The sequence below is a fragment of the Gilliamella sp. M0320 genome, from assembly GCF_016101635.1.
In the GTDB taxonomy this organism is placed as follows: domain Bacteria; phylum Pseudomonadota; class Gammaproteobacteria; order Enterobacterales; family Orbaceae; genus Gilliamella; species Gilliamella apis.
Genome location: NZ_JACFQD010000005.1, coordinates 74,973 through 87,261, shown reverse-complemented (window position 1 = coordinate 87,261; position 12,289 = coordinate 74,973). Strand labels below are relative to the sequence as shown.

The 12,289-nt window shown below is 34.8% G+C and carries 10 protein-coding genes; 7 read left to right on the top strand and 3 right to left on the bottom strand.

From position 1 onward, the window contains the following. The first annotated feature begins 195 nt into the window (after positions 1-195). On the top strand, positions 196-1,191 hold the full coding sequence (gene gapA, locus H3T83_RS07630; protein WP_034903096.1) for a glyceraldehyde-3-phosphate dehydrogenase: 996 nt from the start codon (positions 196-198) through the stop codon (positions 1,189-1,191). Positions 1,192-1,331: 140 nt separating this feature from the next. Here gapA and H3T83_RS07625 read toward each other — a convergent pair whose 3' ends face one another. The 3 genes from H3T83_RS07625 to yjgA all read right to left on the bottom strand — a co-directional run bounded on the left by H3T83_RS07625 (position 1,332) and on the right by yjgA (position 3,074). Further along, positions 1,332-1,541 carry a cold shock domain-containing protein gene (locus H3T83_RS07625; protein WP_025315032.1) on the bottom strand — a complete coding sequence of 70 codons (210 nt, stop codon included), beginning with the start codon at positions 1,539-1,541 and terminating at the stop codon, positions 1,332-1,334. A 396-nt stretch (positions 1,542-1,937) separates the two neighbouring features. Then, positions 1,938-2,468: an inorganic diphosphatase gene (gene ppa / locus H3T83_RS07620; protein ID WP_065578025.1), complete on the bottom strand. Its 531-nt coding sequence runs from the start codon at positions 2,466-2,468 to the stop codon at positions 1,938-1,940. Between the two features lie 69 nt (positions 2,469-2,537). Continuing rightward, positions 2,538-3,074 (bottom strand): ribosome biogenesis factor YjgA, encoded by a 537-nt coding sequence (gene yjgA / locus H3T83_RS07615; RefSeq protein WP_198215469.1) that lies wholly within the window; start codon positions 3,072-3,074, stop codon positions 2,538-2,540. A gap of 77 nt (positions 3,075-3,151) precedes the next feature. Between yjgA and pmbA the strand changes: the two genes are divergently transcribed. From pmbA to recG, 6 genes are all read left to right on the top strand, one after another. Beyond that, a complete protein-coding gene (pmbA, locus tag H3T83_RS07610) occupies positions 3,152-4,504 on the top strand; it encodes a metalloprotease PmbA (protein WP_198215468.1) in 1,353 nt (450 codons plus the stop codon). 6 nt (positions 4,505-4,510) lie between these two features. Continuing rightward, positions 4,511-6,247 (top strand): SulP family inorganic anion transporter, encoded by a 1,737-nt coding sequence (locus H3T83_RS07605; RefSeq protein WP_034903113.1) that lies wholly within the window; start codon positions 4,511-4,513, stop codon positions 6,245-6,247. 37 nt (positions 6,248-6,284) lie between these two features. Beyond that, on the top strand, positions 6,285-7,505 hold the full coding sequence (locus H3T83_RS07600) for a CinA family nicotinamide mononucleotide deamidase-related protein (RefSeq protein ID WP_198215467.1): 1,221 nt from the start codon (positions 6,285-6,287) through the stop codon (positions 7,503-7,505). Between the two features lie 139 nt (positions 7,506-7,644). Next, a complete protein-coding gene (gene rpoZ, locus H3T83_RS07595; RefSeq protein WP_034903119.1) occupies positions 7,645-7,935 on the top strand; it encodes a DNA-directed RNA polymerase subunit omega in 291 nt (96 codons plus the stop codon). Between the two features lie 19 nt (positions 7,936-7,954). After that, the gene (gene spoT, locus H3T83_RS07590) at positions 7,955-10,063 is read left to right on the top strand and encodes a bifunctional GTP diphosphokinase/guanosine-3',5'-bis pyrophosphate 3'-pyrophosphohydrolase (RefSeq protein WP_198215466.1); all 2,109 of its coding nucleotides are present in this window, start codon (positions 7,955-7,957) and stop codon (positions 10,061-10,063) included. 5 nt (positions 10,064-10,068) lie between these two features. Beyond that, complete coding sequence (recG, locus tag H3T83_RS07585) at positions 10,069-12,162, top strand: ATP-dependent DNA helicase RecG (protein ID WP_198215465.1); 2,094 nt, start codon at positions 10,069-10,071, stop codon at positions 12,160-12,162. Positions 12,163-12,289 lie beyond the last annotated feature (127 nt).

Here is a 12,289-nt window from a genome sequence, read left to right as displayed (position 1 = left end):
TTATGCTGAGAGTAAAATTTTTAATTACATTAACCAATTGATTTTATTGATTATTGTTTGTGATTTCTTTTATGGTTAAAAACTATTTGATTAATTCGTGCCTAATTATGTGTAATGGTCTTGAATAAGACCCCAAAATTTGATAGTTTACTGCAAGTTATTTTTATCATTTAAAACAAAAAGAAGGTAATTGTTATGACAATCAAAGTAGGTATTAATGGTTTTGGCCGTATCGGTCGTATTGTTTTCCGTGCTGCACAAAAACGCTCTGACATTGAAATCGTTGCTATCAATGATTTATTAGACGTTGATTATATGGCTTATATGCTTAAATATGATTCAACTCACGGTCGTTTTGACGGTACTGTTGAAGTTAAAGACGGTAAATTAATCGTTAACGGTAAAACAATCCGCGTTACTGCTGAAAGAGATCCTGCGAACTTAAAATGGAATGAAGTAGGTGTTGATGTTGTAGCTGAAGCAACAGGTTTATTCTTAACTGATGAAACTGCTCGTAAACACATCCAAGCTGGTGCTAAAAAAGTTGTTTTAACTGGCCCATCTAAAGACAATACTCCAATGTTTGTTATGGGTGTTAATGATAAAGAATATGCAGGTCAAGATATCGTTTCTAATGCTTCTTGTACTACTAACTGTTTAGCTCCTTTAGCTAAAGTAGTTAATGATAACTTCGGTATCGTTGAAGCGTTAATGACTACTGTTCACGCAACTACAGCAACTCAAAAAACTGTTGATGGTCCATCTCACAAAGATTGGCGTGGTGGTCGTGGTGCTGCTCAAAACATCATCCCTTCATCAACTGGTGCTGCTAAAGCTGTAGGTAAAGTTATTCCTGAATTAAATGGTAAATTAACTGGTATGGCTTTCCGTGTTCCAACTCCAGACGTTTCTGTTGTTGACTTAACTGCACGTTTAGCAAAACCAGCTAAATACGAAGACATCTGTAAAGCGATCAAAGCAGCTGCTGAAGGCCCAATGAAAGGTGTTCTTGGTTATACTGAAGATGACGTTGTGTCTACAGATTTCTTAGGTGAAGTTTGTACTTCTGTATTTGATGCTAAAGCTGGTATCCAATTAAGTGATAACTTTGTTAAATTAGTTTCTTGGTACGATAACGAAGTTGGTTACTCAAACAAAGTATTAGACTTAATTGCAGTTGTTGCTAAATAATTAGAAGCGGTTGTAATTGCAAAAAAGCGGCCTTGGGTCGCTTTTTTAGTTCTAGTAAAGGGATTAAAATGATACCCTTATAAAAAAACGCCTATTTCGAGAAATAGGCGTTTTGCTTTTATTATTTAATTAAATTTTAATTAGATAACAACTACTTCAGCCGCTGCTGGTCCACGAGGGCTATCTTGGATAGCAAATTCGACTTGTTGTCCTTCAGCTAAGGTTTTAAAGCCATCACCTGAGATTGCAGAGAAATGTACGAATACATCTTTGCTGCCATCGGCTGGAGTTATAAAACCGAAACCTTTACTTTCGTTGAACCATTTTACTTGGCCTGTTTTTTTATTCATTTACTAGACATCCTAACAATAATTAATAATTTGCCTTATCGGCTGTTTAGGCATTAACTAACATTAATACACCAACTCATAAACTAATCTAACTAGTCTGGAACTAAATTAAAAAGTTAATCGTTTTCATAAAAATGCTTCTTGTTGTTAGCCCATTACTATTACCTCACAATTTAAAATCGAAAGCAAGATTTTAATGACAATTTTTTCATCTTAGTGTACGGTTTTATATAAAATTTTTATATTAATTTGTTTAATTTGATAAATGACAAATTGTTGCAACGCTAAGTCATTGAAGTTATTTCGAAAGTAAAAAAAAGTTTAAAGATTGAGTCATAAAAATTATTTTTTATGACTCAGTAGAAATGATTACTTTTTTGAATAATTTAGGTAGGATTACTTCTGTTTTGCTCTTTCAAAAGATTCAATAATTTCTTTACGAGCAGCTTCGGCATTATCCCAACCATCAACTTTTACCCATTTGCCTTTTTCAAGTGCTTTGTATTGCTCAAAGAAGTGCTTGATTTGAGATTTTAATAACTCTGGTAAATCGTCTACATCTTTAATATGGTCATATTCTTTTGATAATTTAGTATGCGGTACAGCAACTAGTTTAGCATCAGAACCTGCTTCATCAGTCATTTTCAAGACACCAACTGGACGACAACGAATTACAGAACCAGGTTGTAATGGATATGGAGTTGGAACTAATACGTCAACCGGATCTCCATCAAGTGATAAAGTGTGATTAATATAACCGTAATTACATGGATAAAACATTGCGGTTGCCATAAATCTATCAACAAATACTGCACCAGTATCTTTATCGACTTCATATTTAATTGGGTCAGCATTCGCTGGGATTTCAATCACGACATAGATGTCATCAGGTAATTCTTTACCGGCTGGTACGTTTAATAGTCCCATTTTTGTATCCTCTATCTTTTATTAGTAAGTAGTGTTTAATCATAAATATAAAACGAACATTATAAAAATTTACTCTGTTTCGCTCAATTCTTTTAAATATTGAAAAATTTGTCTGGTTGTTTTTGGCGGTTTATTTGCAGTCAGTTCTTTTCTAGCTGAACGTGCAAGTGTACGTAATTGCTGTCTATCTGCGGTAGGAAATAGCTCCATAATTGATTCTGCATCGCCAGTTTCAATTAACTCATCACGTAATTTCTCTAAACGATGAAACATGGCAACTTGCTGGTTATGGCGATTTTTGAGTTTATCCAATGCTTGTGTAATCGGTTCAATATCACGATTTCTAAGCAATTTACCTATGTATTGAATTTGTCTGCGATAGCCTTCTTTTTTTATTTTTTGAGCTAATTCAATAGCATATAATAAATCTTCATCAAGTGGAATTTTACTTATTTCATTTTTGCTTAAATTGACAAGTTCGACACCTAATTTTTTAAGCACCTCGGCATCTCTTTTGATTTCACTTTTACTAACGTAAATAATTTCATCATCTTCTTGATTTATATTGAAGTCGGGTTCTAGATTTGGCTCTTGATTGTTATTCATGCTATTTCTTTTGTTAACTAAAATTAAATTCTGGCATATTATAACGTATCACTAGCAGAATTGTAGAAAATAATAAAATGAGTATTGAACAAATTAAAAAAGATGCGATAAGCCAACAACAACATCTATCCGCTATTGTTGCCGATGCTATTAAACAAGCACAAGCTCGGGTCGATTCAGTAGAGGTGTCGATTAATCAATCTACTGGTATTAGTGTCAGTACAAGAGAAGGTGATACTGAAAATGTTGAATTTAATAGTGATGGAGCATTAGGTATAACCGTTTATCAAAATCAACGTAAAGGTAGCGCATCTACCAGTGACTTATCTCCACAGGCGATCAGCCAAACTGTGGATATGGCAATTAATATTATGCAATATACTTCGCCTGATTCATGTTCAGGTTTAGGCGATCGTGAGTTAATGGCATTTGATAATGCCGATTTAGATCTTTTTCATCCAAGTGATTTAAATGTTGATAATGCAATAGAACAAGCAAAACAGGTGGAACTAACAGCGCTTGCTGAATCTTCATTAATAAGTTGTGATGGTGGTTACTTTAATAGCCGTTATGGTGTTTATGTCTATGGTAATAGTTTAGGAATGTTACAAGGCTACTGTGCCAGTTCACATTCACTTTCTTGCTCGGTGATTGCTGAGCAAAATGGACAAATGGAGCGAAATTACGCCTATACTTCTTCTCGGGATATTAATGAACTGCAATCACCAGTTTGGGTCGGAAAACAAGCTGCTGAGAAAGCTGTTGCCCATTTAGGTGCTAAACAAATTCCAACCATGCAAGTACCTGTCCTTTTTTGTTCGGATGTAGCTGTTGGTTTAATAAGACATTTAGTTTCTGCAATTAGTGGTGGTTCGATTTATCGAAAGTCTTCTTTTTTGTTGGATAGTGTAGGAAAAGCAGTTTTCCCTGCTTGGCTGACAATTTTGGAAGATCCATACATTTTAAAAGGAGTAGGTTCTTCACCATTTGACAGTGAAGGGACGAGAACTGTTAAGCGCAATATTATTGATCAAGGTATTTTGCAAACTTATTTATTAAGTAATTATTCAGCCAAAAAATTAGGTTTGAAATCTACCGGACATGCAGGTGGTATACATAATTGGTTAGTCTCATCAAGTCAAACTGATGCTGATTTTACTGCAATGTTAAGAAAACTCGATAAAGGTGTTGTTATTACGTCATTAATGGGACAAGGTGTCAATAATGTGACAGGTGATTATTCACGTGGAGCTACGGGTTTTTGGGTTGAAAATGGTAAAATCCAATATCCTATTAATGAAATTACAGTAGCTGGTAATCTTAAAGAAATGTATCAAAATATTGTAGCAATAGGTAATGATATTGAAACAAGAAGTAATATTCAATGTGGTTCAATATTGATTGAGAAAATGAGTATAGCAGGAAAGTAATTATACATGGGAAAGTTTACCAATAGTGCATTATTCCAAAAAATCATTTTTTGGATGCCAGGGCTGACGAGTTTATTGCATTATAAGCGAGAGTATCTTGGTTTTGATATTAAAGCTGGATTGTCAGTAGCAGCTGTATCGTTACCTGTTTCAATAGCATATGCTGAACTCACTGGCGTAGGAGCAATTGCTGGTTTATATTCGACGATCTTGCCACTGATTGTGTATGCACTATTTGGTTCTTCTAAGCAACTAATCGTTGGGCCAGATACAGCAACTTGCGCAGTTGTAGCCGCTGTAGTTTTCCCTTTAGCGGCTAATGATCCCGTTTTACGTTGGCAATTAGTTGTATTATTAACCATTATGATTGGTATTTGGTGTCTAATTGCCGGTAAACTTCACCTAGGGGCTTTAGCTGATTTATTAAGCCAACCGATTCTAATTGGTCTTTTAAATGGTATTTCAATTACGATTATGGTTGATCAGCTAGCCAAAACATTGGGATTTAAGTATGACTACTCTTATTTGATTGAGCGCATTGTTTATTTTCCTTTGAAGATATCACAAATTCATGTATTAACTGCGTTAGTATCATTTTTTACTTTAGTGATATTGGTGGCTTTAAAAAAATTCAAACCTCGTTATCCGGCACCGCTGTTCGCCGTCATAATTATGACTTTTTTTTCATGGCTGTTTAATTTTGAACAATATAACGTACGGATTATTGGTAGTGTGACCAGTGATTTCATCCCAGCAGAGTCATGGTTAGATTTTGATAAAGGCTTAATGCGAAATTTAGTCGTTCCTTCTCTTAATATTGCCGTTATCTGTTTTGTTAGTATGATGATAACGGTACGTAGTTTTGCTTCTAAAAATAATTATGAAACCAATGCCGATATAGAATTTAAAGCATTGGGTATGGCCAACATAGTTGCCGGGTTATCTCAAGGATTTGTTGTTAGTGGTACCTCATCTCGAACAGCTGTTAATGATGCTAATGGCGGTAAAACCCAGTTAGTGTCAATCATAGCAGCTGTTTTAATTGGCTTTGTGGTGTTGTTCTTTTTATCTCCATTACAATACATTCCTACTTGTGTATTAGGCGTGATTCTAATTTATTCTTCGTTATCACTGATTAATTTTCAAACTATTATTCGGTTTTTTAAATTTGATCGCGATGCATTCTATTTAAGTTTAACTACACTCATTTCGGTTTTAGTTATTGGTATTATTCCGGGGATGGCGCTAGCAGTTTTATTGGGATTATTTTTATTTTTGCGTCGTGTTTTTAGACCGAATGATCAGTTATTAGGTGTTGATGATAGTGGTCGAATTCATTCAATTGGTTCTGACGTCAAACCATTGAGTAATACTATGATTTATAGATTTAATTCACCACTTACCTATTTTAACATTGCCTATTTTAAACGTAGAATTATCAATTATATTGATGATTCTGCCGAACAAATCAATTATGTTATTGTTGATGCGATACCTTGTTTTACTTATAAAGATGTTAGTGTGTTGACGGGTATTGATGAATTGGTGAATTCATTAAAAGTTAGAAATGTCGTGCTAATTTTGGCTGGTCGACGCAAAACACTAAAAAATTGGTTTAAACAGATGAATCTTAAATTAGATAGTGATTATATTGAATTTGCTTATGACCTCTATTTTGCTGTGCGATTAGTGCAAAGTAAGGAGCATATGGACAATAAAGTGGATGAAGAAGTTATTAACTAAATGTTGAATAATCATTTTTAATTAACTAAGGGTAATTATGAGTAACATCAAAGATCGTATTAAAATTGAAATGATTAGTACCGGTGATGAAGTTTTATATGGTCAAATTATTGATACTAATGCTGCATGGTTATCTGATTTTCTGTTTCAAGAGGGTATTACTATTACCTCTCGTCATACAATAGGAGATAATTTATCAACGCTGATTGAAACTTTAAAAGAGCGTAGTTTGCAAAATGATATTTTAATTGTCAATGGTGGATTAGGGCCGACTAGTGATGATCTTAGTGCCCAAGCAGCTGCACTGGCCAATAATGAATCGCTAGTTTTACACGAAGAATGGCTCAAGTCACTTGAGCGTTATTTTCTTAATCGTGGTAGAACGATGCCTGCAAGTAATATTAAACAAGCCATGCTACCTCAAAGTGCGACGTTAATTGATAATCCTATTGGTACCGCATGCGGTTTTAAAATCAAGCTGAATAATTGTCTATTATTCTTTACTCCCGGTGTGCCTTCTGAATTTAAACAAATGATTAAAAATGAGATTATTCCTGAGATCAAGTTGAATTATCCACTGGCAGAAAGCAAACTTTGTTATCGATTAACAACAATGGGCCGAACTGAAAGCGATTTAGCACAAGAAATTGACTCCACATTGGATATACCGGAAAATATCACGATTGGTTATCGTGCCGCAATGCCTATTATTGAATTAAAAGTAACGGGTCCTGAAAGCCAAAAAAGTGAAATGGATAAGCTATGGCAACAAATTAAATCGATTGTTAATGCTAATTTGCTTTATGAAGGTGTATTAAATGAATCAGATGAGTCAGGATTGGCTCATGTGGTATCAAAATTATTGCACGATACAAATCAATCTGTCGTTATTATTGAACAGCAATCAGCGGGGATGATTAGTTATCAATTGCTCGAAGCTGATGCGCCTGTCATAAAATCAGAGATTGTACCTTTATTATTGGATGAGCCGAGCAGTTATTTCACAAAATTATTAAAAGAACAAGGTGCTAATATTGCGATCGGTATTATCAATTTTCAAGAAAAGAATAGTCAATTTACTTTAATTATTGCAACATTAAAAAAAGTATTGCATTTCAACTTAAAGTATATTGGTCGAAGTCAAAGCAAAAGAACGCAGCAACAAGTTTTGGCAGCAATTGCGTTGGATGGCTTACGACGTTACCTTTTAGATATGCCTATAATAGGTGCTAATGTTTGGCTAGAGGTAATGGAATAGATATTTATTATTTTAATTCATCTAAAATAATGGATTTTGCATAACATAGTGATATTAGTTATGGACAATTCGCTACAAAATTAAGTAGAATAGCGGATCTTTCAATTGAAGCATATAAGTTAAAATATTAGAGGTAAAAATGGCTCGTGTAACTGTCCAAGATGCAGTAGAAAAAATTGGTAATCGCTTTGATCTCGTTTTAGTTGCCGCAAGACGTGCTCGTCAATTACAAGTCGAAAATAAATCGCCACTAATTCCAGAAGAAAACGATAAAGAAACTGTGGTTGCTTTACGCGAAATTGAAGATGGACTTGTCAATAAACAAATTCTTGATACTGCTGAATTCCAAGCTCGTCAAGATGAAGAATCAGAAGTGCGCACAGCTCTTCATGAAACGGTACTTTTAGAAAATACTCCATCATACGAATAAACATTGCAGAGAATTGCCCATGCAATATTTTGAAAGCTTAAAAGAGGTAGTTGCATCTTATCTTCCTGTCAAGCAAGTTGAATTGATCCAAACTGCATATCTCTTTGCTAAGCAAGCACATGAAGGGCAATTCCGATGTAGCGGTGAACCATATGTAACCCATCCGGTTGCTGTTGCAACCATTTTAGCTGATATGCGGCTAGATTATGAAACCATCATCGCTGCACTTTTGCATGATACTATCGAAGATACCCCGGTCACCTTCCAAGACATTACGCAAAAATTTGGTAAGCATGTTGCAGTTTTAGTGGAAGGGGTTTCAAAACTTGATAAGTTAAAATTTAGAAATCGCCAAGAAGCTCAAGCTGAAAATTTTCGGAAAATGGTTTTAGCCATGACCGAAGATGTGCGAGTAATTTTAATTAAATTAGCTGATAGAACGCATAACATGCGTACTCTTGGTGCTTTAAGGCCAGATAAACGTCGCCGTATTGCTAAAGAAACTTTAGAGATTTATGCGCCATTGGCTCATCGTTTAGGCATTCATCATATTAAAACTGAGCTTGAAATACTTGGTTTTACTGCTATGCATCCTAATCGAGCTAAGGTTCTTAAAAAAGTGGTTAAAATTGCTCGAGGAACTAGAAAAGAACTGATCCAACAAATTCTTTCTGAAATACGAGGTCGTCTAGCAGATGCAGGTATTGATGCTCAAGTAGAAGCGCTTGAAAAGAATATCTATGCGATTTATCAGAAGATGCAACTGCGTGAGCAACATTTTCATTCAATTATGGATATTTATATTTTCCGAATTGTAGTGGAAGATGTTGACGCTTGCTATCGTGCGCTTGGTTTAGTGCATAATTTATATAAACCGCGTCTTAATCGTTTTAAAGATTATATTGCTATTCCTAAAGCTAATGGTTACCAATCGTTGCATTCATCATTAATTGGTCCGCATGGTACCCCGGTAGAGGTTCAAATACGAACTGAAGATATGGAGCAAATGGCGGAAATGGGCGTTGCTGCGCATTGGATTTATAATGAGAATGATGAGTTAAACAACACCACCACTCAGATTAAAGCCCAACGGTGGATGCAAAGTTTGCTAGAACTTCAGCAAAGTGTCGGTAATTCATTCGAATTTATTGAAAATGTTAAATCAGACCTTTTTCCAAAAGAGATTTATGTTTTTACTCCAAAAGGTCGTATCGTCCAATTACCAGAAGGTTCAACAGCGGTTGATTTGGCTTATGCAGTGCATTCTGATATTGGTTTCCAATGTATTGGTGCGTTGGTTGATCGTAAACCTTATCCGCTTTCTCAACCTTTAAGTAATGGCCAAACTGTCGAAATAATAACTTCGCCAGAAAGTCGTCCTAATGCAAGCTGGCTAAATTTTGTCGTTAGTGCTAAAGCACGATCTCGTATTCGCCAAGCACTAAAAACGTTAAAAAGAGAAGATGCAATTGAGTTAGGGCGTCGTCTACTCAATTTAGCGTTAATTAAATCAGGCGGTATTGAGTCATTAACACTGAAACAGAAAGATCGTATTGTTGGGTTAACCAAGTTAACATGCTTCGATGATGTATTAGCCGAAATTGGTCTTGGTAACATCATGAGCCATTTTATTGTTAAAGGTTTAGAACATAAAGCGCTTTTATCTAATCAATCTGATACCAATAAAACTTTAGTTATTACCGGTAGTGAAGGGGTTTTAGTGACCTTTTCGAAATGTTGTCATCCTATTCCTAATGATCCGATTGTTGGCCATGTTAGCCCTGAAAAAGGTTTAACCGTTCATCATGAATCGTGCCGCAATATTAGTGGTTATCAGAATAACCCAGAAAAATATATTGCACTTAAGTGGGCACCAAATATTGAACAACTATTTGTTGCAGAGATTTGGATAGATATTCTTAATAGTCAAGGTACTTTAGGTCATATTCTTTCGATTATTAATGACGAAAAAGCTCATATTCAATGGCTAAATACCGAAGAAAAAGATAGACAAATTTATACAATTATTTTGCAGCTTGAAGTTAAAAATTCACAACAATTAAATGATTTAATTAGAAAATTATCACTACAACAAGATGTAGTGAGTGTGATACGTAATATCAATTAATTATCATGTCTGATCGTTTACTAAACCATATACCACTAATCAAATTAGCTGGTATTGGTGCTAGTTTAGAAAGTAAATTCCATGCACTAGGCATTAAAACCATTCAAGATTTATTATTACATTTTCCTCTACGTTATGAAGACCGAAGTTCTTCTTGCGCTATAGGTGATGCTACAATTGGCGAATATACCACTATTGAAGGGCGCATAATTAAAACAGAGATTATTTTTAAGCGTCGCCAAATGCTGTTATGTTATATTCAAGATGATTCTGGAATCGCTATTTTACGTTTTATGCATTTTAATGCAGGTATGAAAGCGTCGATGATAGTAGGAAAATGGATAAGTGCATATGGTGAAATAAAAAGCGGTAAAACTAATTTAGAAATTATTCATCCGCAATTTAACATCAAAGCGAATAAAGGTGAACGAGCATCGCTAAGCGATTTAAATGAAGAGCGATTTACACCTATTTATCCTTCTACATATGGATTGACACAAAATGTAATCCGTAAAATGATAAAATCGGCATTAATTTTACTAAAAAACAATTTACCAAATGAAATATTACCTGATTCATTAAGTCAAAATTATTTACCTATTTTAGATGCATTGAACATCATTCATAATCCTTCTATTACGACTGATATTGATCAGTTATTAGTTGGTGAACACCCAGCTATAAAACGTTTTGTATTTGAAGAGTTACTTGCCTATCATTTAAGCATGTTAATGATTAAAAGAGATAATCAAAAGCAACATGCTTATTCAATGCACAGTAATCAGCGATTGACTCTACCTTTTCTAGCTTCATTACCATTTAATCCAACTCATGCTCAACAAAGAGTTGTACAAGATATCTATCAAGATATGACAAAGCATATTCCAATGATGCGACTAGTACAAGGTGATGTAGGCTCAGGTAAAACTTTAGTTGCAGCTATGGCCGCCTTAAATGCGATAGAGAATGGTCATCAAGTTGTTTTAATGGCGCCAACCGAAATATTGGCAGAGCAACATTTTAATAATTTTAAACAATGGTTTGAACCATTAGGCATTACTGTAGATTGGTTATCTGGTCGATTAACAGCTAAAAATAAGCAGCAGCGATATGAAGCTTTAAAGCAAGGTGAAATCACGATGTTAGTTGGTACCCATGCGGTGTTTGTTGATAAAGTTGAATTTTCCAATTTGGGGCTAGTTATTATTGATGAACAACATCGATTTGGTGTGAATCAACGGTTAAGTTTGTGGGAAAAGGGTATTAAAAATGCCATACACCCACATCAATTAATCATGACAGCAACACCAATACCAAGAACGTTGGCAATGACAGTTTATGCAGATTTGGATGTCTCAATAATTGATGAATTACCTCCAGGACGAACCCCAGTAACCACTATTGTTATTCCTAATTCCCGTCGAGAAGAAATTATCGACAAGGTTAATCAAGCTTGTTTAAGTCATCGTCAGGTTTATTGGGTTTGTACTTTAGTGGAAGAATCAGAAACTCTAGATGCTCAAGCCGCTGAAATGTTAGTTGAGGAATTGAAAGAAAGGTTACCACACTTAAATATAGCACTTGTCCATGGCAAAATGAAATCTGATGAAAAGCAATCTGTTATGCAGGCTTTCAAAGCGGGAGAGGTTCAACTTTTAGTTGCGACAACGGTTATTGAAGTTGGGGTCGATGTGCCCAATGCAAGCTTAATGATCATTGAAAATGCTGAACGTTTAGGACTTGCTCAGCTACATCAATTACGAGGTAGGGTAGGACGAGGCAGTGCAATTTCACATTGTGTGTTAATGTATCAAGCTCCATTAAGTAAAATTGCTCAGGCTCGGATGAAAGTAATGCGTGAAAGCAATGATGGTTTTGTTATTGCCCAAAAAGATCTTGAAATTAGAGGTAGTGGTGAAATTTTAGGGACTAGGCAAATGGGGGAAGCAAATTTTAAAATTGTTGATTTAATCCGTGATCAGCATTTAATTAGCGAGGTGCAAAAAGCATCATATCTTATCTTAAGCGAGTCTCCGGAGTGTGCTAAACAACTTGTTGATTGTTGGCTTCCTGAACGGCAAAAATATATTAATGCTTAATCTTGTTCTTATTGATAAATTGCTTTTAGTTTTGAATGTTAGTGATTATTGTTTTGTTGAAATCTTTTTTTCTTACTAAGATATAACAAAATAGAAAAGAACAATAAAAAAGTGGACTTAGAAAGTT